17 protein-coding genes are annotated in these 20,171 nt (G+C 69.8%); 3 read left to right on the forward strand and 14 right to left on the reverse strand.

The window, feature by feature from the left end; translation table 11 throughout:
- The 3 genes from C1876_RS15785 to C1876_RS15795 are packed head-to-tail and all read right to left on the reverse strand — an operon-like array spanning position 1 to position 2,971.
- Entirely contained in the window at positions 1-1,866 is a 1,866-nt protein-coding gene (locus tag C1876_RS15785) for an FAD-binding protein (protein WP_114547683.1), read from the reverse strand.
- Entirely contained in the window at positions 1,863-2,366 is a 504-nt protein-coding gene (locus tag C1876_RS15790) for an FMN-binding protein (RefSeq protein WP_114547684.1), read from the reverse strand. The genes C1876_RS15785 and C1876_RS15790 overlap by 4 nt, the downstream gene beginning before the upstream one ends.
- Positions 2,363-2,971: a cytochrome c3 family protein gene (locus C1876_RS15795; RefSeq protein WP_114547685.1), complete on the reverse strand. Its 609-nt coding sequence runs from the start codon at positions 2,969-2,971 to the stop codon at positions 2,363-2,365. The genes C1876_RS15790 and C1876_RS15795 overlap by 4 nt, the downstream gene beginning before the upstream one ends.
- A gap of 198 nt (positions 2,972-3,169) precedes the next feature.
- Here C1876_RS15795 and C1876_RS15800 point away from each other — a divergent pair, with 198 nt between their 5' ends.
- From C1876_RS15800 to C1876_RS15810, 3 genes are all read left to right on the forward strand, one after another.
- Positions 3,170-3,766 (forward strand): TetR/AcrR family transcriptional regulator, encoded by a 597-nt coding sequence (locus tag C1876_RS15800; RefSeq protein ID WP_114547686.1) that lies wholly within the window; start codon positions 3,170-3,172, stop codon positions 3,764-3,766.
- A gap of 48 nt (positions 3,767-3,814) precedes the next feature.
- The gene (locus C1876_RS15805) at positions 3,815-4,804 is read left to right on the forward strand and encodes a DUF5692 family protein (protein ID WP_114547687.1); all 990 of its coding nucleotides are present in this window, start codon (positions 3,815-3,817) and stop codon (positions 4,802-4,804) included.
- Between the two features lie 118 nt (positions 4,805-4,922).
- Positions 4,923-7,349 (forward strand): monovalent cation:proton antiporter family protein, encoded by a 2,427-nt coding sequence (locus C1876_RS15810; RefSeq protein ID WP_114547688.1) that lies wholly within the window; start codon positions 4,923-4,925, stop codon positions 7,347-7,349.
- 31 nt (positions 7,350-7,380) lie between these two features.
- Here the strand turns inward: C1876_RS15810 and C1876_RS15815 are convergent, their stop codons facing one another.
- From C1876_RS15815 to C1876_RS15865, 11 genes are all read right to left on the reverse strand, one after another.
- Complete coding sequence (locus C1876_RS15815) at positions 7,381-7,941, reverse strand: rhodanese-like domain-containing protein (RefSeq protein ID WP_211309566.1); 561 nt, start codon at positions 7,939-7,941, stop codon at positions 7,381-7,383.
- Positions 7,934-9,106: an XdhC family protein gene (locus tag C1876_RS15820; RefSeq protein ID WP_158544717.1), complete on the reverse strand. Its 1,173-nt coding sequence runs from the start codon at positions 9,104-9,106 to the stop codon at positions 7,934-7,936. The genes C1876_RS15815 and C1876_RS15820 overlap by 8 nt, the downstream gene beginning before the upstream one ends.
- Positions 9,107-9,181: 75 nt before the next feature.
- Entirely contained in the window at positions 9,182-9,679 is a 498-nt protein-coding gene (locus C1876_RS17665) for a hypothetical protein (RefSeq protein WP_158544718.1), read from the reverse strand.
- Positions 9,680-9,704: 25 nt separating this feature from the next.
- Positions 9,705-10,763, reverse strand: a complete 1,059-nt coding sequence (locus C1876_RS15830) for a hypothetical protein (RefSeq protein WP_114547692.1) — start codon at positions 10,761-10,763, stop codon at positions 9,705-9,707.
- Positions 10,764-10,788: 25 nt separating this feature from the next.
- Positions 10,789-11,730: an FAD binding domain-containing protein gene (locus C1876_RS15835; protein WP_114547693.1), complete on the reverse strand. Its 942-nt coding sequence runs from the start codon at positions 11,728-11,730 to the stop codon at positions 10,789-10,791.
- Positions 11,731-11,744: 14 nt separating this feature from the next.
- Positions 11,745-14,042 carry a xanthine dehydrogenase family protein molybdopterin-binding subunit gene (locus tag C1876_RS15840; protein ID WP_114547694.1) on the reverse strand — a complete coding sequence of 766 codons (2,298 nt, stop codon included), beginning with the start codon at positions 14,040-14,042 and terminating at the stop codon, positions 11,745-11,747.
- Entirely contained in the window at positions 14,042-14,752 is a 711-nt protein-coding gene (locus C1876_RS15845; protein ID WP_158544719.1) for a (2Fe-2S)-binding protein, read from the reverse strand. The genes C1876_RS15840 and C1876_RS15845 overlap by 1 nt, the downstream gene beginning before the upstream one ends.
- Positions 14,753-15,160: 408 nt before the next feature.
- Positions 15,161-17,770 (reverse strand): helix-turn-helix transcriptional regulator, encoded by a 2,610-nt coding sequence (locus tag C1876_RS15850; protein WP_114547696.1) that lies wholly within the window; start codon positions 17,768-17,770, stop codon positions 15,161-15,163.
- Between the two features lie 54 nt (positions 17,771-17,824).
- On the reverse strand, positions 17,825-18,232 hold the full coding sequence (locus C1876_RS17670; RefSeq protein ID WP_158544720.1) for an iron-sulfur cluster assembly scaffold protein: 408 nt from the start codon (positions 18,230-18,232) through the stop codon (positions 17,825-17,827).
- 2 nt (positions 18,233-18,234) lie between these two features.
- Complete coding sequence (locus C1876_RS15860; protein ID WP_158544721.1) at positions 18,235-19,494, reverse strand: aminotransferase class V-fold PLP-dependent enzyme; 1,260 nt, start codon at positions 19,492-19,494, stop codon at positions 18,235-18,237.
- Positions 19,484-20,101 carry a nucleotidyltransferase family protein gene (locus C1876_RS15865; RefSeq protein WP_114547698.1) on the reverse strand — a complete coding sequence of 206 codons (618 nt, stop codon included), beginning with the start codon at positions 20,099-20,101 and terminating at the stop codon, positions 19,484-19,486. The genes C1876_RS15860 and C1876_RS15865 overlap by 11 nt, the downstream gene beginning before the upstream one ends.
- Positions 20,102-20,171: the final 70 nt, after the last annotated feature.

Consider the following 20,171-nt stretch of genomic DNA (forward strand, 5'->3'; position numbering starts at 1 on the left):
TCACAGCTCCTTCCCGGCGCCGCTTGCCGCGCCCATCTCGTTGGCCACCGCGAACGTGCCGCACAGATACCCGCCGCAAAACGCCAGGCTCACGTCGCCCAAGAGCGAGCCCAGGATGGGGTCGCCGATGTAGCTGTTCTCGCCGCACGCGCCGCCGGCCGTGTGCCAACCCGCGTACAAACCGGGGATCGGGCGCCCACCGGTCGAGATCACCTGCATCTCGTCGTTGATGAGCAGGCCCGCCTTCGTGCCGTACAGGTTGCCGCCGATGCGGCAGCCGTAGAACGGCGGCGTGGAGATGGCGTGCAGCCACTCGGACGGCATCGGGTACATATAGTCGTCCTCGCCCTTCTCGCAGCACTCGTTCCAATGCGCCACGGCCTCCTGCAGCACGCCCTCCTCGAAGCCCAGGTCGCGTTCCAGCTCCTCGAGCGTGTCGCGCTTCTTCAGCACGTCGGCGTCGATGGCGTCCTGCACGCCGTGATGCCAGTCGCGGTAGTGCTCGGGCACCTTGTCGATCTGCTCGAGATCGGGCGTGATGAGCTTGCGGCAGTGCTCCTGCGCGAAGCCCTCCAGGTGATCCTCGTAGTTCGCGTCGAAGATGATGTAGGAGCGGTGCCCCGGAGGCGTCATCTGGATGGTGGCCAAGTCGCCCAGGGCGTAGATGGCGTTCGCGCCGTCCTCCTTCACGCGGCTGTCCATGTAGCGCAGGCGGTTGCCGCACCGATCGACGGTGAACCACGGCTGGCGCGACAGCTGCGTCATGCCGTCGTAGAGGAAGCGCGCCCACTGCCCGCCCTCGGCCTCCCAGTCCACGCCGCCGTCGAACGAGGCCGAGCTGTTGAACCCGGACACGTCCGCGCCGGCGCCGAGGCCCATGCGGAAGCACTCGCCCGTCTCGCCCGCCGTGAGGTAGCTCGAAGCGCAGCCCATGGCAGCCGTGGGGATGTAGCGCTCGAGCAGCGCCTTGTTGTTGCAGAAGCCGCCCGCCGTGAGGATGACGGCGCGCGTCGCGTGGATGTACACCTCGCGGTCGTAGTCCTCGCGGGCCACCACGCCCACGATGCGTCCGTCGCCGTCGCGCACGAGCGCCTCGGCCGGGCTCTGGAAGTGGTACTCCACCCCGTGCTTCTGCCCGAAGCTGAACATGGCGTCGGTGGCGTCCTTCATCTTGAGCACGTGGTGGTCGAGCGTCGAGTTCTTCGGCGCCACGTACACGGGCACCTCGCCCAAACGCCACCGCACGCCGCAATCGCCCATCCAGTCGATGCACGTCCCGCCCGACTCCGCGATGCGGTAGATGAGGCGCGGGTCGCACGCGTAGTGGTACTCGTCCACGGCCCAGTCGGCAAGCGAGCGGGCGTCGAAGGGGTAGCTCGGGAAGGCGAAGCGCTTGGACTCCTGCAGCTTCGAGCCGCCCAGGATGGCGCACATGCCGGCCTCCTGGGCGTTGCCGCCGTGCAGCCCCATCGCCTCGACGCAGATGGTGCGCGCACCCAGCTCGGCCGCGCGCGCCGCCGCGTTCAGCCCGCCGCCGCCCGCGCCCACCACGCAGATCTCGCACTCGTAGTCCCAGGTTGCGGGCACGGCGCGCGGCGGAATGGGCGTGGCGTCGTTCGCGGGGAAGGCCGCGCCGTTGTGGTCGCGGTACGTGCCGTCGGAGCCCGACGCGTTGCCCTCGGCGCTGTCGGGCACTCCCACGCTCGTCGAGCCGTCGGCCGACCAGTCGCCGATGGCGCCGGGCGCCACGGCGTAGGCGGCCTGCGGCACCACGCTCGCCGCCGCCGTGCCCGCCGCGAGCGCGGCGGCCCTCGTCAGAAAGGCGCGGCGGGACATGCCCTCCGCTGCCTGCGTGCTCTTGCTCATCGCGACCCCTCCTCGCTCTTCGTCGTCGCCGCGCCCGCCGCAGCCTGCGCGAGCGCGTCGTCCACGGCCTGGCGCACGCCTGCCGTGGTGATGGTGGCTCCCGTGACGGCGTCGATGTCCGACCCCTGCGCCGCTTCGATCATGGCCGCGAACCTCCCGTCGCGGATGGCCTCGTAGCCCCCGCGGCTCTGGCTCTCGCCCTCCTGCGTGATCTCCAGGCAGGTGATGCGGTTGTCGTCCACGAGCAGCGTGGTGGTGATCAGGCCTTCCATGCCCGTGCCGGAACCCGTGTACACGCCGTCGACCAGCTCGCCTTCGGCCTTCGCCGTGGAATCGGCCTTCATCTCGACCGCCCACGGGTCGTCGAGGCGCAGGGCCAGCTGCTCGGCGCTCGCCGCGTCCTTCGATCCCGAGCCCTCGTACGACGCGCCGCACCCGGCGAGCCCCAGCGCAAGCGCCGTGGACGCGCATGCGGCCAACGTTGCCTTTCCCTTCGTCATCGCGCTTCCCCTCCTCGTGCCGGATTCTGCCATCCGTCAGGCGTCTCGTAGTCGTGGCACGCATTGCAGTACATATACGACGCACCGTGCGCGCCGTGGCAGTTGCTGCAGTCGATGGCCTCGCCCTGGTGCGACGCGTGCGGGTTCACGCCCTCCTCGCCGCCCCAGTTCTCGGTGGCGGCCTTCACGTCGTCCCAGTCGTGGCAGCCCGCCGTCGCGCACATCTTCTTGTCGGCCGTCACGCCCTGCACCGTCAGATGGCCCGTCTCGTCGGTGGCGAAGTCGCCGCGCACCCATGCCAGGCCCTCGGTCACCTGCTCGTCGATCTTGGCCTCGTGGCACCCCAGGCACGTGACGTCGGCGCGCTCGTGCGCGTTCGCCATCAGCGTCGCGTCGTTGAAGTAGCCGTCCACGTACGCGTCCATCGGATCGTGGCAGATGGCGCCGCAGAAGCTGGGCTGCTCGTGCCACACCCAGAATCCCGCGCCCGCCGCCACGATCACCACGGCCAGCACGCCCGCCACGATGGGCCAGCGACGCCCGCTGCGCTTTTTCGGCGCGCCCGCGGCGGTTGCGTCCGCTTCCGCTCCCGTCTTCTTTTCCATGCGTCCCTCCTCGGCTTAATTATTCATTGCAGTTATTTTTTTGTTTCAGCAATGAATTTTCTGTGGGCAAATAGTATCATACGGTGTGCGGGGTTGTCATTGACGGATAGTCAATTCTGTACATTGACGCCATGTCAACCCGGGGCGTATTCTCCGCTCATCAGGGGATGGGCGAGCGAGCGAAGGAGGTGCAGCACGATGGAAAGCGAGCGAAACGAGCAGGGCGGCACGCGTCGCGACGCCATCGTCGAGGCGGCGCGGCAGCTCTACGAAGAGCAGGGACTCTCCCGCACGTCGGTGCAGAGCATCACCGACCGCGTCGGGGTCACCCGCTCGCTGTTCTACCACTACTTCCCCGACAAGGACGCCGTCACCTCGGCGGTGCTCGACGACTACATCGCCGACTTCATCGAGGCGCTGCACTTCTGGAACGAGGAGCGCCAACCCGGCAACATCGAGCAGGCGCTGGAAACCGCCGTCAAGCTGCTGCGCCTCGGCGTGTTCGAGCACGACTCGTTCCGCCGCTCGCTCGCCTCGCAGGAGAACGCGGCGCTGTACCTCGAGTTTCTCAACCGCGTGGCCGACCGCACGGCGTCCTACATCGTGGACACCACCGTGCGCGACTACGGCCAGCTGCACGAGATTCGCATCGAGCACGTGTACGAGACGTTCTACGTGCTCATCTTGGGGGTGGTGGGATACGTGCGCAGCCATCCCGACGTGGATGACGAGGTGCTCAAGGATCTCATCGCCCAAACGCTGCACATGGACCGGGGCACCGCGCTGCCGGCCTGAACATAGGGATCGCGCGCCGCGCGAGAACGCAAGGACAAGGAGGACGTCATGTTGTTCCAAGTTTACGGGGAGAACGCCCTGTACCAGTGGCTCGGGTGGGCCATCGTGTTCATCGGGTTGATCCTGGTGAACGAGATCGCACGCCGCACGAAGGCGGGCGGTATCTTCTGCTTCGTCGTGCTGCCCGCCATCCTGACGGTGTACTTCGTCGCCATCTCCATCGGCGCCGGCATCGGCCAGGAGTGGGCGCTCAACAACCCCACGCACGTGCACATGAACAGCTGGTTCCACTACGCGAAGCTCTACGCCGCCACCATCGGCTGCATCGGCTTCATGGCCATCAAGTACGCCTGGGGACCGGGCAAGACGCACTGGTTCAAGTGCTTCCCGTTCGTCATCGTGGCCATCAACATCCTCATCGCCGTGGTGAGCGACTTCGAGAGCGCCATCCGCGCCTGGGGCACCACCTGGGTGTCCACCGAGGGCATCACGCTGTACGGCGGCTGGCACAACGTGTTCAACGGCGTAGCGGGCCTCATCAACATCGCCTGCATGACCGGCTGGTTCGGCATCTACGTGTCCAAGAAGCGCCAGGACATGCTGTGGCCTGACATGACCTGGGTGTTCATCATCGCCTACGACCTGTGGAACTTCTGCTACACGTACAACTGCCTGCCCACCCATGCGTGGTACTGCGGCCTGGCCCTGCTGCTGGCCCCCACCGTGGCGGCGTTCTTCTGGAACAAGGGCGGCTGGATTCAGAACCGCGCGTTCACGCTGGCCTTCTGGTGCATGTTCGCGCAGGTGTTCCCCGCGTTCCAGGACTACAGCGTGTTCAGCGTGCAATCGGTGAACAACCCGAACGTGAACCTGGCCGTGTCCGTCATCGCGCTCTTGGCCAACATCGCCGCGTTCGCCTACATCATGTACCGCGCCAAGAAGCTCAAGGTGAACCCGTACATGAACGAGGTGTTCGTGGGAACGAAGGACTACGAGGAGGCCATGGCGCGCCGCCTCGACGCTCCGAAGCAAGCGTAGCGCTCGCACGACCCGCAGAGCAACGCCCCCAGGAAGCGGCCCCGATCGGGGCCGCTTTTTTCGTCCGAACTGCTACAATACCGACGATACCGCAGAACGTCCCCGAAGGAAGCCCCGCATGCAGAACCTGCCCCAGCTCGTCGTCGACCTCGCCCTGCTGCTCGCGGTGGCCACGCTGGCCACCGTCGCGTGCAAGCGCTTCAAGCAGCCGCTCGTGCTGGGCTACGTCGTTGCCGGCTTCCTCGTGAGCCCGGCCATCGGCTGGATGCCCAACGTGGTGGACAAGGCGAACGTGTCCACCTGGTCGCAGATCGGCGTCATCTTCCTCATGTTCGGGCTGGGCCTGCAGTTCAGCGTCGTGAAGCTGGCGAACGTCGGGCGCCCCGCGCTCGTCACCGCAGCCGTGGAGATGTCGCTCATGATCGTCGCGGGCCTGGCGTGCGGGACGCTGCTGGGCTGGACGCCTTCGACGAGCCTGTTTTTGGGCGGCATGCTGGCCATCTCGTCGTCGAGCATCGTGGTGAAGACGTTCGGCGAGCTGGGGCTGCGCCGAAAACAGTTCGCGGAGCTCGTGTTCGGCGTGCTCGTCATCGAGGACATCGCGGGCGTGTTCCTGCTCGTCGTGCTGTCCACGGTGTCGGCGGGCGCAGCCGTGGACGGCGGCGCGGTGGCCCTCAAGATCGGGCAGATGGCGCTGTACCTGGTGGTGTGGTTCGCGCTCAGCGTCATCCTCGTGCCGAGCGCCCTCAAGCGCCTGCGCTTCGCGCTCGACGACGAGATCCTGCTCGTCGCGTCCATCGCGCTGTGCCTGGGCATGGTGGCGCTGGCCGACGCCATCGGGTTCTCCACGGCGCTCGGCGCGTTCCTCGCCGGCTCCATCCTGGCCGGCACCGTGCACGCCCAGCGCGTCGAGGGGCTCGTGCGCCCGCTCAAGGACCTGTTCGGCGGCGTGTTCTTCGTATCGGTGGGCATGCTGGTCACCCCCTCGGCCGTCGTGGAGAACATCGGGGCCATCCTCGTCATCTCGGTCGTGGCCATCGCGGGGCGCTCGCTGTTCGTGGGCCTGGGCGCGCTCCTTTCGGGCCAGTCCCTCAAAACGGCCGTGAAGTGCGGGCTCAGCCTTGCCCAGATCGGCGAGTTCTCCTTCATCATCGCGGCGCTGGGCACCTCGCTCGGCGTGACGCCCGCGTTCCTCTACCCCGTCATCGTCACGGTGTCGGTGGCCACGACGTTGGCCGCTCCCCTGCTCATCGAGAACTCCGACCGCGCCTATCGCCTGCTCGTGCGCCTGCTGCCCGACGGCGTGCTCGCGCGCCTCGACCGACGCGAGGAGCGCCTGCGCGCCCGTTCGAACGGCGACGAGCGCGACGCGAACCCATGGGTGGACTACCTCAAGCGATGGATACTCAAGCTGGGGCTCGTGGTGCTGGCCGCCGCGGCCTCGGTGGAGGTGCTGCTCAAGATCGTCCTGCCGCTCGCCGCGCCGTTCGTGCCCGACGCGCTGCTGCGCGGGGCTCTTGCCGTGCTCGGCATCCTGGTCACGGGCCTGTTCATGTCGAACCTGTTCTACAGCGCGCGCAAGAGGGAGTTCGGCGTGCTCTGGGTGGCCCGACGGCGCAACCGCGTGCCCCTGCTGATGCTCGTGATCCTCGGCGCGGCCGTGTCGTGCGGCGCGGTGGCCTACATCGTGCACGCGGCCGGCGCGGAGCAGTCGGTGTGGATGTTCCTCGTCGCCTTCGTCGCCGCCACGGCGATGGCCCGTTCCCGTTCGATCCATTCCTGGTTCCTCAAGCTGGAGACGAGCTTCGTGGGCAACCTCAACGAATCGCTGCTGGCGGATCGCCGCGCGAACCTCGACGACGAGGAGCACGCGGACTGGGTCGAGCGCCACCTCCACATCGTGGAGGTGGAGGCCTCGCGCACGTTGAAGCGCGCGGGCGCCGAGCGCTCGGCCGACTTCCTGTTCGGCATCGCGCACAACCTCGACCTCATGGCCATCGACCGCGACGGCGAGCGCATCGGCAGCGCGGCGCTCGCACGCCTCACGAAGGAGGAGCTCGCGCGGCGGATCAACGACGCCGCCGATCCGCTCGGCATCCGCGAGGGCGACGTGCTCACCTTCCTCGGCACGGAGGACGAGGTGGACGCCTACGTGCAGACCATGCTCAAGGAGGGCTCGCTCGAAGAGGACGAAGCCGACACCGAGGACCTCGTCTCGTTTTTGAAAGCGCACCCCGAGAAGCTCGACGTGACGTGCTTCTCGTTCGCCGTCGAAGCCGGCTCGCCCTTCGCGGGCAAGACCATCGCGCACAACGACTTCAAGGGCGCGTTCGGCAGCCTCGTGGTGGCGCACGAGCATCGCGCGCTCGTGCGCATGAAGCCGAGCCGCAACACGCGCCTGTTCCCCGGCGACCGCGTCTGGCTCGTCGGCGGCCCCGACGCCGCCATCGTGCTGAGCGAGGCGTCCGCCGCGTCGGAGCCGGCCCGCGCGCCCGAGCAGGAGCCGGAGGGGGAACAGGGGGAGCTTCGCCCGATCGGGGCGTAGACGCGTGCGCTCGGCCGGGCCGGCGGGGCGCTCAGCCCTCGTTCTCGGGGACGGGCTTCGTCTTGCCGCACACCACCTTCACGCCGACGGGCAGCTCGTCGTTGTCCACGGTGCCCGCGTCCGCCTCCGGCGCGTCGATGGTGCCGTAGGGCCACGACCGGATGCCGCCGAAGTCGCGCACCTGCGTGTAGCCGAGCGCGGCCAGCTTCGCCGCCGCCTCGGCCGAGCGCACGCCCGTGCGGCAGTAGACGAGCGCGAGCGCGTCCTTGTCGGGCGCGACGGCCGCCGCCGCGTCCTCGTCGATGTCGTCGAGCGGCAGCAGGCGCGCGTTCACGATGTGCGCGGCGTCGTACTCCTCCTGCGTGCGCACGTCGAGGATCACCACCCGATCCGACGTCATGAGGTCGTGCGCCTCGGACGCGGTGAGCACCTGCACCGCGTCGGCCGACGCGCCGTCCCCGCCGTCCTCGGGGCCCGCGTCCCCGGCGCCCCCGCCGCTGCACCCGACCAGCGCGCAGCCGAGCGCCGTCAGCGCGAGCATCCCCGCAACCGCAACCGTCGCAGCCGCCGCGGCTGCGACGCGCCTACGCACCGGCGCGCTCCGCTTCCGCGCGCCGCGCGGAAGCCAGCATCGTGGACAGGGGGAACGCTCCGCCGTAGCGCACGGCGGTGATCTCGGCCATGATGGACAGCGCGATCTCGGCCGGCGCGCGCCCTTTGAGGTCGAGCCCGATGGGCCCGAACACGCGGGAGAGGGCCGCGTCGTCGTAGCCCTCGCACACGAGCTGGCGGTAGCGCGACAGCTGCGTGGTGTAGCGCCCGAGCGAGCCGATGTAGAACGCCGGCGAATCGAGGGCCGCGGCCAGCGCCGGCACGTCGATCTTCGGGTCGTGCGTGAGCGCGCAGAGCGCCGTGGCCTCGTTGAGCCGCAGCGTCTCGAACGCTTCCTGCGGCCACGCGTGCACGAGCTCGTCCACGAAGGGGAACCGCTCCTCGGTGGCGAAGGCGCCGCGCGGGTCCACCACCACGGTGCGGTAGCCCAGCATCTTCGCCATGCGCGTCAGGTGGATGGAGATGTGCACGCTGCCCACGCACACGAGCAGCGGCTGCGGGCGGGTGCGCGCGAAGAAGAACGCGCCGTCCTCCGTGTGAACGAGCCCCGCATCCTGCACGTCCGGCGCGGCGCATGCGGCCTGCGCGGCGCGCACGAGCGCGGCCCGCCCGAGGCGCGCCTCGGCCTCGCACGGCGCGAGCAGGCGCCAGGCGGGCTGTCCGGGCACCTCGGCCGCGCGCAGCCCCACGCGCCCGGCGGCCGCGGCGGCGTCGGGCGAGACGAGCAGGCCGCACACGCCGCCCTCCATGCCCTCGGGCCCTTCGACCAGGCTCAGGCGCACGTAGGAGCGCTCGGCGTCGAGCTCGGCGCACTCCGTCTCGAACAGCGCCCGGTCGTAGCGCCCGACGAGCACCTCGATGTTGCCGCCGCACGACAGCCCCACCTCCTGGGCGCGCGCCGTGGACGCGTGGAACCGCTCGAGGCTCGCGCCCTGGCGCCCCTCGAGGCAATCGAGCGCCGCCTGGATGATGCTCCCCTCCACGCAGCCTCCCGACACCGACCCGGCGATGCCGCCGCGGTCGCTCACCGCCATCACCGACCCCGGCACACGCGGCGACGAGCCCCAGGTTTTCGTCACCTGGGCCAGCGCCACGTCGCTGCCCGTCTCGAACCAGCGGGCCACGTCGTCTCTGATCTCGCGCATGGTGCTCTCTCCTTGGAATCGCATCGGGGCGGCCCGGCCCCGCGCCGCGCGCGGAACCGGGGCCGCCGCGCGCTCCTACGCCGTATGGCAGGTGGCGCACTCCTCGTTCGACAGGTTCTGGCCCGTGTGGCTCGAGGGCTGCTGCGCCCCCGTGCTCGAACCGTTATGGCAGCTCAGGCAATCGGAGCCGTTGTTGCCGTGCCCCATGGCCGGCGGCTCGCCCACCATGCCGTAGTTGGGAACGTAGTCGCCCTCGCTGTAGTCGGTGATGCCCTCGAGCGGCTCGAGGTCCTTCGACGTCACCGCGCCCACGCTGCCGCCGGCGATGCGCTCCTGCTGCAGCTCTTCCTCCTCGGACCCCTCGATGGCCTTGCCGCTCGTGTTCGCGGCGTCCACCTGCGGGTCGAAGGCCTTGTACTCGCCTTCGACCGCCGTGTCGTTCGTTGCGGGCGCGGCGTTCCCGGCAGGCTCGCCCGCGCCCTGCGGCGCGCAGCCGGCCAAGGTCGCGCTCAGCGCGAGCGTGCAGACGATAATCGCCGTCCGCCGCGCCTTGCTCTCTCTCGCTTGGTTCATGGTTCCTCCGTTTCTCATTGCTTCGTCAGTCTCTCAGCAGCCGGGCGATGTCCGCGAGCTTCGTCTCGTCGAAGCCCACCGCGCGCCGCTCGAGCGGCGCCACCGCCTCGTCTTCCAGCAGGCCCTCGGGGAAAGCGCCCGCCTCGTCGAACGTGATCACCTGCACGGGCCGTCGCGAGCGCGCCGCGTTGATGCGCTCGACGAACGTGCTCACGTAGGCGGGGTAGCTCATGTCGTGCGGCTCGAGCACCTCGCACAGCAGGTCGATGGGCGTCTGCACGCGCTTCTGCCGATCCACCGTCACCGCCACGTCGTCCACGGCGGCCAGGCGGTACAGCAGCAGCACGCGATGGCCCACGAGGCCAGCCGTGTTGCCGCCGGCCGAGCTGTCGCGGCGCCGCTCGATCTTCACGCCGTAGTAGTCCAGCTCGCGCGCCGCTTCGTGCTTGCAGGCGAACACGCGGCCGTCCCTCGTCTCGAACACCGCTTCGGGCATCCGTCGCTCCGGCGAGGTGATCTGGGACGCCGCCCATATCTCGGCGGCGGGAACCGCATGCGCCTCCTCGGTGTCGGCCGAGGCCACCGCGTAGAAGCGGCTCGGCTCGAGCGCGTCGAGCACGCAGAAGTACGTCCAGGCCTCGTAGGCGTTGCGGAACAGGGAGGCCCCGTGCGGCGCCAGCGCCTCGGCCGCCGCCGCTTCCAACTCGCCGGGCGTCGAGCCGTGCTGCAGCGCGTCCAGCACGAGCGCGAACGTCGGCTTCGCCAGGCCCTTGTCGGGATCGGCCAGCAGGTTCTCCAAGGTCGGCGCCAGGTGGTAGGCGGCAAGCCCGCTGCGCGCGAGCAGCCGTTGGCGCACCGCTTCGCAGCGGCGCGCCGCCTCGCGCACGCGCTCGGCCCCCTCGCCCGCCAACTGCGCCGTCAGCCCGCGCTGCACCTGCTCCACCAGCGCGTAGAACGCGCTGCGGGCGGCGGGCGGCACCGTGAGACTCGAGGGCGTCATGCGCAGGCCCTCGCACGTTGCGGCGAACGCCTGCAAGCGGGCGTACGCCTCCTGCCACCCCGCGGCGCGATCGTGGTCGTCCATGTCCTACCTCCTGCTCTCGGCGCGTCTAGCCGGCTATGTCCATCAACGTGCGCTTCACCAGCGTGCGCGCGATCTCCACCTTGTAGGCGTTCTTGCCAAGCGCCTCGCACGACTCCACCGCCGCGTCGCCCGCCTTCGCGGCCGACGCCTCGCTCACGCCGCCGGACACCGCGTCCTCGGCCGCGCTCGAGCGCACGGGCGCCGGGTACACGCCGCCCAGCACCACGCGCACGTCCCCGTCGGCGCCTGCGGCCACCGCGCAGTTCACCAGCGGGAAGTCGATGGACTTGCGCAGCGCGAACTTCTGAAACGCACTCTTCGCCGCCTTCGGCACCTTGAATTCGCACACCACCTCGCCGTCTTCCAGCACGGTGGAGCGCACGCCGTTCGCCTTGAAGAACTCCTCGGCGGGCACTTCGCGCTTCGTGGTGACCACGGTGGCGCCGAGCGCCACGAGCGCGGGCGCCGTGTCCTGCGAGCTGGCCGCGTAGCAGCCGTCCTGATCGCCGTAGATGGAGTGGTAGCGGTTGTCGCCCACGCGCGCCGGGCACCAGTCGCCGCCCTTGCGCTTGCAGTGGAAGCGGTCGTCGGGCGTGCGGAAGTACCAGCAGCGGTGCATCTGGCACGCGTTGCCGCCGATGGTGCCCATGTGGCGGATAGTGGGCGACGCCGCCCGGGCGCAGGCCTCGGCCAGCGCCGCGCAGCCGCTCTTCACCGCGTCGTTCTCGGCCACGTCGGCCAGCTTCGCCAACGCGCCGATGCGCAGCGTGTCGCCGTCCTCGGCGATGCCGTCGAGGTCGGGAATGGTCTTGAGGTCGATCACCGTGTCGGGATAGGCGGGCAGGATCTCGTCCTTGAGCGTGCCCAGAAGGTCGGTGCCGCCTGCGATGAGCATGGCCGAGCCCGACGCGGCGCTCGATGCCGCCTCTTTGGCCGACGACGCCTGTTGGTGCTTGTAGTGTTTCATGGGTGCATCCTCCTCTACTGCGAAATCTTGCCCAACACCGCGAGCACTTTGTCGGGCGTGTAGGGAACCATGTCGATGAACGCACCGCCGGTGGCGTTCTGGATAGCCTGGCCCACGAGGCCGGGGTTCGCGTGCGCGTGCGCCACGCCGGTGGAGCCGTACGCGCCGCCGCCGCAGCGGGTCTCGACGGGCACGGGCTCGATCTTCGGCTGATCGAGGATCGTGGGCACCTTGTAGTCGTACATGTTGCCGTTCAGCAGCACGCCGGTGCTCTCGTCCCAGATGAGCTCTTCGCGCAGCGCGCGGCCCGAGTTCATGGTGATGGCGTTCTCGATCTGCCCGAGCGCCGACGAGGGGCGGATCACCTTGCCGAAGTCGTGCGCCACCACGTAGTCGAGGATCTCCACGAGGCCGGTCTCGGGATCGACGGCCACCTCGCACATGTCCACGTTCATCGTGCGGATGACGTCGGTCTGAAACGGCACCTTCGGCTTGCCGCAGTAGCCCACGGCCAGCTGCCCCATGCCCACGATGGGCATCTGCTTGGCGGGGTCGGCCTTGAGGACGATCATCGAATCGACGAGGTCCACCTCGTCGGCCGTCACGCCCATCGCCGCGCCGCCGGTTGCGAGGATCTGCTGTTTGAGCAGCACGGCCGCCTCCTTCGCCGCCCACGTGCACGTGGAGCCGCGGTCGGCCGCGTCGCCCTCCTGCCAGTTGTTGTAGTTCGGCGCGTAGTACACGATGACGTCTTCCAGCTTCATGCCCATCTCCTCGGCGATGACGAGCTGGGTGGCATCGGGCCAGTACGTGCCGATGAGCGCTTCGGCGTACGGCATATAGATCTTGCCGTCCACGCCCATGCGCAGGTTGATGTTGTACGAGATCATGCCCCAGGTTTGCGAGGCGGCGTAGCGGCAGGACACGCCGTGCAAGCGGCCGTCCTCAAGCGTGCGCTCGCCGGCGAGGTGCCACTTGTCGGCCCAGCCCATGGCCTCCTTCGCGGCCGTCATGCAGGCCGACAGCGACGGGTCGGTCACCTTCACGTTCTGCATGATGACGTCGCATATGTCCAGGCCCAGCGTGTCGGCGATCTTCGCCAACGCGAGGTTCGTCGGCTCGTACATGGGCTGGCCCGGATCGGCCGTCGTGCACGCGCCGTTCGTCACGTAGTAGCCCATCTCGGAGTAGATGTTGGGACACGCCGTCTGCTTGAAGCCCTGCGCGTTCGGGGGCAGCACGAGGTGGCCGTGCGTCTTATCGCCGTAACCGCCGCGCGCACCCGTCTGATGCACGTTCTTCGACTGCACCGCCACGAGCGTGCCGTCGTCCTTGAAGCCGAGGCGCACGGTGAGGTAGGTCTGCGGCACGGCGGCGTCGAACGACTCGCGACGCGTCTGCACGTAGCGCACGGGCACGCCGCCCAGGCGCTTCGACAGCACGGGCGCGAACTGCGCGCCGCGCTTCTCCACGAAGTCGCAGTAGCGGGCGGCCATATAGGGCGACAGCGCACGGTACTTGTCCGCGTGCGATCCCGCGCCCATGAACGCCGACACGATGGGGCCGTTGCTGGGGAAGTGCGCGTGGTTCGTCACGTAGCACATCTTCTCGCCGTCGGGGTTGCCCCACGGGTCGTCGGCCCAGTAGGAGAAGTACGCCGGCGGCATGGGGCGGAACTGGCTCCACATGGGGCGGCCGTAGTCGATGACCTCGATGTGGTCGGCCTCCTTGAAGCCGTCCTCGGCGCTTCCCAGCTCCCACTCCACCGCGGCGCCGAACGTGTTGCCGGTCATATTGGAGTCGGGGTTCATCTCGGGGCGCAGGATGGGCGCGCCGGGCTTCGCGGCCTCGCGCGCATCGAGGATGAACGGAAGCACCTCCCACTCCACCTTGATGGCGGCCAGCGCCTCCTTGCACACCTCTTCGTTCACGGCCACGACCACCGCGCCCACTTCGTCGCCCTCGAACTCGGCCTCGTCGCCCAGAAGCGGGCTGCCGCCGAACTCGAAGTACGCGGGACGGTACTTCGGCATGGAGGCCAGCTCCTCGTCCTCGTACGTCAGCACGAGCTTCACGCCCTCGATCTTCTCGGCGTCGGCGACATCGAGGCTCTTCACCTTGGCATGGCCGTAGGGGCAGCGCAGCGCCATGGCGGTCAGCGTGCCCTCCATCCACAGGTCGGTGGGGTACTTCGCCGCGCCCGACACCATGTCCCACGACTGGCGGCCCGGATGATCCCAGGTGCCCACCACCTTGAACTCGGTGCGATCCTGGTTGGTTCCCTCAGGCTCCCAAACCGACATCTCGCCCATCAGTTACCTCCTTTGATCGCGCCGGCCGCTTCCTGGATGGCCTGCACATGACGCGAGTACGTACCGCAACGGCAGATGTTGCCCGCAAGCTCGGCGCGAATCTGCTCGTCGGTGGGGTTGCCGTACTTCTCGATGATGTACTTGGCGACGGTGAACTGCCCCGGCGTGCAGTAGCCGCACTGCGCGGCGTCGTGCTTCGCGTACGCCTCCACGAGCGGGCGCCACCGTTCGTCGGCGGCGATGCCCTCCGACGTCTCGATCTGCTTGCCCTCGCATTCCACGGCAAGCGTGGTGCAGGACAGCGCCGGCACCCCGTCGATGAGCACCGTGCAGGAGCCGCAGGCCCCGCGGTCGCACATCTGCTTGGCGTTGCCCGTCAGGCCCACGGCCTTGAGCAGCGTCTCGCGCAGCGTCCAATGGGGTTCCACCTGCACCTTGAGATCCACCCCGTTGATGGAAAGCGCCGCGCACGCGGGCACGGCGGCCTGCGGGTGGGTTTCCTCGAAATGCTTGACGAGCGCATCGTAGTCGGTCGTCTTCTGCCCGCACAGGGGGCACGTGTACACGAAATCGGTGACGGTTATCGTCTCGGCATGGGCTTCGGCGGGCGCACCCAGGATCGATCCGATCCCGAGTCCCGCTGCTCCCGCCGCGAAGCCGGCGAATCCGCCGACCTTGAGAAAATCACGGCGCGACACGTCTTGAGCCATGGCACCTCTCCTCCTTCTATCGTTTCCTTCGTCCAAACGCCAACGCGCGCGAGCGCGTCTCCTCCCCTCTTGCACCCGGTTTTCCTCCGCTGAAAACGGTACCGGGAACACGGGGGTAGGCGCCATTACGCGAAGGGGTAAGAAGCCGGGGTATATTGGGGAATCTTGAAGGCAAGCGAGCGGTTGTTCGGGGAAACACGACGGCGCTCCCCCTCCCCCTCTTGCGCGGCGAATTGCGCTCTCCGGTTCGAAGGCATTGCCGCCGCGCAAGAGGGAGAGGCGCATGAGGGAGAGGCCCCAGAGGGAGAGGCACATGAGGGGCCCGGAGGGAAAGGCACATGAGGGAGAGGCACATGGGACCCAAAAGGAAGCAGCCCAAGGCAGCGATGCGGCAGGTGCGCCCTTCCCCTAGATCACGCCCGCTTCTCGCAACAGGGCGACGGCCTGCATCTTGGAATGCACGCCCAGCTTGGCGTAGATGTTGGCCAGGTGCTTCTTCACCGTCTCGCGCGACACGAACAGCCGCTCGGCCGACTCGGCGATGGTGAGCCCCGAGGCGATGCAGCGCACGACGTCCACCTCGCGCTCGGTGAGCCGCGAGGCTTCGCCCGCGTCCGCATCGGCGTCGAGCAGCCCGCGCACGTAGCCCGCGAGCGCGGCGTCCTCGGTGCGCGCGAGGAAGCGCTGCGCGGCCGGGCGCACGAAGGCGACGTTCTCGGCCAGCGCGCCGTCGAGCTTCGAGGCGCACGCATGGCGCGCCGCCTGCTCGAAGTAGGCGTCCGCCCGCGTCAGGCGCGCAACCTTCTCGGAGAACGCGCAGGCCAGCACCGAGGCGCGCACGTACACCGCGCGGTCGTCCTCGTCCACCCCGTCGGCGAACGCGCATGCGTCCTCGTAGCGCGCCACCATGTCGAGGTGGTAGGCCAGCATGCCGCGGAACACGCCGGTCGAGCGGCGGTCGAAGGGCGCCGCCGCCTGCTCGGCCGCCCGCGCGCGAAACGCGCGGCCGTAGTCGAGCGCCATGGCGAACGAGGGGCTCGCCGAGAGCGCGCCCTCCTCGTCGAGGGCCATCGCGGCGAAGAAGTCGTCCCGCGCACTCGGCGCGCCCATGCGGTAGCGGATCTTCGCGAGCAGCGCCGCCTCCTCGGCCGCGCTGCCGGGCACGGCGCCCTCGGAGGACACCATGAGGTAGGTGGCGTGCTCGCGCAGCGTGCACTCGAGGTCCCCCTCCTCGTAGGCGCACAGCATGCGGGCCACGTACGCGTAGCCCAGCATGGGCTTGAAGCGGCGCTCCTGCTCGGCGTACAGGGCGAACGCGCGCTCGGCGTAGTGGCGCGACTCCTGCAGGTGCCCGAGGTTCGCGCAGATGCGCGACAGGTTGCAGAACGCCGAGCTCGACAGGCACTTGTTGCCGTAGGCAAGCTGCATGTCGAGCGACTGCACGAACGCCGCCTTCGCGCTCAGCAGGTCGAAGGACGCGGTGGACGACGCCTCCACCTGCAGCATCATGGAGCGCAGGTAGAACTCCTCCTGCGGCAGGTACTTGAGCGCCTGCGTGGCGAACTGGCGCATGTGCGCGGAATCGTTCTTGAACGACGCGATGAACGCCTTCTGCACGAGGCAGAGCGCGAACAGGAAGTCCTCATCGTCGTGCAGCCGCTCGACGGCCTCGCGCAGGTAGGCGTTCGCGCGCTCCGCCTCGCCCTTGAGCGCGAACGGCATGGACAGCACCGCGCACAAGAGCGGGCTCGCCATGATCTCCGATTCGGGGAGAAACGACGCCCAGCGCAGCACCGTGTAGTGGCTGTCGCTCATGTAGAGCCGCTTCCAGTTGTCCACGATGATCTGGCGCACGCGGCCCCAGTCGCGCAGGCTCGCGGCCACTTCCACCGCCGAATCGAAGTAGCCGTGCTCCTCGAGCCACGCGCACCCGGCCGCGCCGAGCGCCGCCGCGTCGAGGTCGTCGGTGCGGTCGAGACGCTGGTGCAGCAGGTCGGACAGCAGGGGATGGTAGCGGTACCAGTCCTCGCCCTCCTTGCGCTCGAACCGCTCGACGAACAGCCCGTTGCGCACGAGGAAGTCCACCTGCTCGGCCGCCTCGTCGCGCGCGAGGCCCGTGATGCGCTCGGCGAGCGGCAGGCAGAACGCGCCCACCACCGAGGTGGCCACGAGGAAGCGCTGCCGGTCGGCGGGCAGCACGCTGACCACCTCTTCGAACAGGTAGTCGTTGATGCTGACGCGCGCGCAGGCGACGGCGTCGTCGATCCGCGTCTGCGAACCGTCGCCGCACAGCAGCGCCACGAGCCGGATGCCCGTCGCCCAGCCGCCCGTGGCCTCGTGCACGGCGCTCGTCTGCTCGCCTCCCAGGCGGATGCCCATGCCCAGAAGCAGGGCGCGCGTCTCGCTCTCGGACAGCCGCAGGTCCGCCTCGGTCACCTCGTTGAGCTGGCCGCCCACGCGCATCTTCGCCGTGGGAAAGCGTAGCATCTGACGCGAGGTGATCACGAAGTGCGCGTTCGGTGGCAGATGGCGCAGCAGGTAGTGCACGCTCTCGTGGATGTCCGGGGCCGCGTGCACTTCGTGGAAGTCCTCGAGCACGCACACGAAATCGCGCCCGTACTCCGTCATCTGGATGATGAGCGCGTCCAGCATGGGACGCAGCTTCGAGAACTCGTCGGGCAGGCGCACGTCGTCGAACGATTGGCAGATGCGCTCGTCGGCGCGGCGCAGCGCGGTGACGAGGTAGAGCCAGAAGCGGTCGAGCGCGGCATCCTCGGCGTCGAGCAGGTACCACGCCGCCGGCACATCGTCGTGCGTGCGCAGCCAGCCCACCACCGCCGTCGTCTTGCCGAAACCCGCCGGCGACACCACGGCCGTGAGCGCGCATGCCATCGCGCGCTCGAGCTTCGCGGTCACGGCGGGCCGTTCCACCACGTACGCGGCTCGAGACGGCACAATCACCTTCGACGGCAGCAGCACGATTTCGCGCACGCCGTCGCCAGACCCGTACTCGTCCATACATCCCCCTCCGAAACCCGCCGCTGCCCGCGCCGGCGTCCGTCCCCCTGCGCGCTATTGTAGCAAACTCGCCCCCGCATGCTCCTCCGCGGCGTCAAGCGCCCGCTTGAGCACCGAAAGCGGCAGCTCGACGCACCCCTTGCGCGTCCGCCCCACCTCGAGACCGCCCCACCAGCGCAGCAGGTCGTCCGGGCCAAGCGCCCGCACCGCGGCCGGAGCCATGCCCCGAGCGCGCTCCATGAGCAGGTCAGCCGTGGCCGCGCACAGCGAGCAGGCGTAGCCGTCGAAGGCCGCGCGCTCGAGCACGACGCCCTCGGCGCCGCGTCCAAGCGACACGCGCACCTCGATCGCGTCGCCGCAGAACGGGTTGTCGCCCGCCGCCGCGCCGTCGAAGGCGCCGTCGAAGCCCTTGGCGTGCGGATGGCGGTAGCGCTCCAAGATGAGCTCGTCGTCGATGCGCACGGCTACACCCCCTCTTCCACGATGCGCTCCACCGCGCTCAGCAGCGCATCCACGTCCTCGTCGGTGGAATAGCCGGCGAAGCTCGCGCGCACGCTTGCCGGGAAGCCGAGCGCCGCATGGAGCGGACGCGCGCAGTGATGCCCCGCGCGCACGAGCACGCCCCGCGCGTCGAGCAGCGCGCTCACGTCGTGCGGATGCACGTCCGCCACCGCGAAGCCCACCAGCGACCCGCTCGCCCGCTGCGCGCCGCCCACCACCTGCACGCCCGCCATCGCCGAGAGCCCGCGCTGCGCGCGGGACGCAAGCGCACCCACGTGGCGCTCGAGGGCCGCCATCCCCGCTTCCTCGAGCATCGCCAGCGCCGCGTCCCACGCCATCGCGGCCGCGATGGCGGGCGTGCCCGGCTCGAACCCCTGCGGGGCGGCCGCCGGCACGAAACCCGCGCGGTCGACGCGCTCCACCATGCCGCCGCCCCCGAGGGCGGGCCGCATGCGCTCGAGCACGCGCGACGAGCACGCGAGCGCGCCCACGCCCGTGACGCCCAGCATCTTGTGCGCGGAGACGGCGTAGAAGTCCGCCGGCATCTCCCCCAGGTCGACGGGGCGATGGCCCGCCGCCTGCGCGCCGTCGAGCGCCACCACGACACCCGAGCGCGACGCGTCGGCGAGGATGGCCGCGAGCGCCGGCTGCTCCCATCCGATGACGTTCGACTGCTGCGCGAGCGCCACGAGCTTCGGGCCGCGCTCGGCGATGCGGCACCAGGCGCCGTAGTCGAGCATCCCGTCCGCCTGCAGGGGAATCCACGCGATCTCGAGGCCGCGCCGCGCGGCCAGCATCTGCCAGCACACGATGTTGGCGTGGTGGTTGTCCTCGGCCACGGCCACCACGTCGCCCGGCGCGAGCGCCTCCTCGGCCCAGCAGCGCGCCGCCAGGTTGAGCGACTCGGTGGCGCCGTGCGTGAACAGCAGGCGCGCCGGGTCGTCCACGTGCAAGAACGCCGCAAGGTGCTCGCGGGAGCGCTCGTAGGCGTCGGTGGCCTCCTCGGCCAGCGTGTGCGCGCCGCGATGGATGTTCGCGCAGCTCGTGTGCAGAAAGGCCGTCAGCGCGTCCGTCACGCGCAGCGGCACGAGCGAGGTGGCCGCGCTGTCGAGGTACACGAGCGGGCGGTCGCCGTCGCGCCCGACGCGGCGCTCGAGGATGGGGAACTGCGCGCGGTCGAGCGGCGGCGCGCCCGCCGCGCCGCTCGGAATCCTAGCGCACACGGAGCATCGCCTCCTCGAGGCGCGCCGCATCGCGCGGCGTGTCCACGTCGTCGAACAGATCGGCGTCCTCGAAGCGCACGGGGCGCACGCGCAGCGCGGGGTGCGCGCGCAGCAGGGCGCGGGCGCCCTCGTCGCCCGTCAGCGTCTCGAGCAGGGGGAAGCACCGCGCGTCGAACAGGCAGGGGTTGCCCCGCCGCCCGCCGCTCTCGGCCACGTACGCGTCGGCGTCGCCCGCCGCGCGGGCTCGCAGCAGCGCAGCGAGGTGGCGCGCCTCGAGGTAGGGCTGATCGGCCACCATGACCAGCAGCGCGGCGAACCCGTGCGCTGCGGCGAAGCGCGCTGCGGCGCGCACCGAGGTCGACTGCCCGCGCTCCCATGCGGGGTTGTGCGCCTCGCACGCCCCGCGCGCCCGCGCGAGCGGCGCGACGAGGCTGCGATGCGCGCCGGTGACCACGACGGTCTGCGCGGCCCCGCATCCGCAGGCGGCGTCGAGCGCGCGCTCGAGCAGCGTCGAGCCGGCGAAGGGCGCCGCGAGCTTGCACGCGCCCATGCGCTTCGACGCGCCCGCGGCCAGCACCGCCACGCAGGTCGACGAGCCCGTATCCATCCGACCACCTCCCTTTCCCCACCACTCTAGCGCGAAGGGACGCGCGCGGCATTCCCCGAACGGGGTATTC

Source organism: Eggerthella sinensis (genome assembly GCF_003339815.1).
Taxonomy (GTDB): domain Bacteria; phylum Actinomycetota; class Coriobacteriia; order Coriobacteriales; family Eggerthellaceae; genus Eggerthella; species Eggerthella sinensis.

Excerpts from the sequence above, each read along its gene's own strand:
- C1876_RS15795 (WP_114547685.1), bottom strand. The coding sequence starts at position 2,971 with ATGGAAAAGAAGACGGGAGCGGAAGCGGACGCAACCGCCGCGGGCGCG.
- C1876_RS15785 (WP_114547683.1), bottom strand. The coding sequence starts at position 1,866 with ATGAGCAAGAGCACGCAGGCAGCGGAGGGCATGTCCCGCCGCGCCTTT.
- C1876_RS15800 (WP_114547686.1), top strand. The coding sequence starts at position 3,170 with ATGGAAAGCGAGCGAAACGAGCAGGGCGGCACGCGTCGCGACGCCATC.
- C1876_RS15805 (WP_114547687.1), top strand. The coding sequence starts at position 3,815 with ATGTTGTTCCAAGTTTACGGGGAGAACGCCCTGTACCAGTGGCTCGGG.
- C1876_RS15850 (WP_114547696.1), bottom strand. The coding sequence starts at position 17,770 with ATGGACGAGTACGGGTCTGGCGACGGCGTGCGCGAAATCGTGCTGCTG.
- C1876_RS15840 (WP_114547694.1), bottom strand. The coding sequence starts at position 14,042 with ATGGGCGAGATGTCGGTTTGGGAGCCTGAGGGAACCAACCAGGATCGC.
- C1876_RS17665 (WP_158544718.1), bottom strand. The coding sequence starts at position 9,679 with ATGAACCAAGCGAGAGAGAGCAAGGCGCGGCGGACGGCGATTATCGTC.
- C1876_RS15865 (WP_114547698.1), bottom strand. The coding sequence starts at position 20,101 with ATGGATACGGGCTCGTCGACCTGCGTGGCGGTGCTGGCCGCGGGCGCG.
- C1876_RS15810 (WP_114547688.1), top strand. The coding sequence starts at position 4,923 with ATGCAGAACCTGCCCCAGCTCGTCGTCGACCTCGCCCTGCTGCTCGCG.
- C1876_RS15790 (WP_114547684.1), bottom strand. The coding sequence starts at position 2,366 with ATGACGAAGGGAAAGGCAACGTTGGCCGCATGCGCGTCCACGGCGCTT.
- C1876_RS15845 (WP_158544719.1), bottom strand. The coding sequence starts at position 14,752 with ATGGCTCAAGACGTGTCGCGCCGTGATTTTCTCAAGGTCGGCGGATTC.
- C1876_RS15830 (WP_114547692.1), bottom strand. The coding sequence starts at position 10,763 with ATGGACGACCACGATCGCGCCGCGGGGTGGCAGGAGGCGTACGCCCGC.
- C1876_RS15820 (WP_158544717.1), bottom strand. The coding sequence starts at position 9,106 with ATGCGCGAGATCAGAGACGACGTGGCCCGCTGGTTCGAGACGGGCAGC.
- C1876_RS15835 (WP_114547693.1), bottom strand. The coding sequence starts at position 11,730 with ATGAAACACTACAAGCACCAACAGGCGTCGTCGGCCAAAGAGGCGGCA.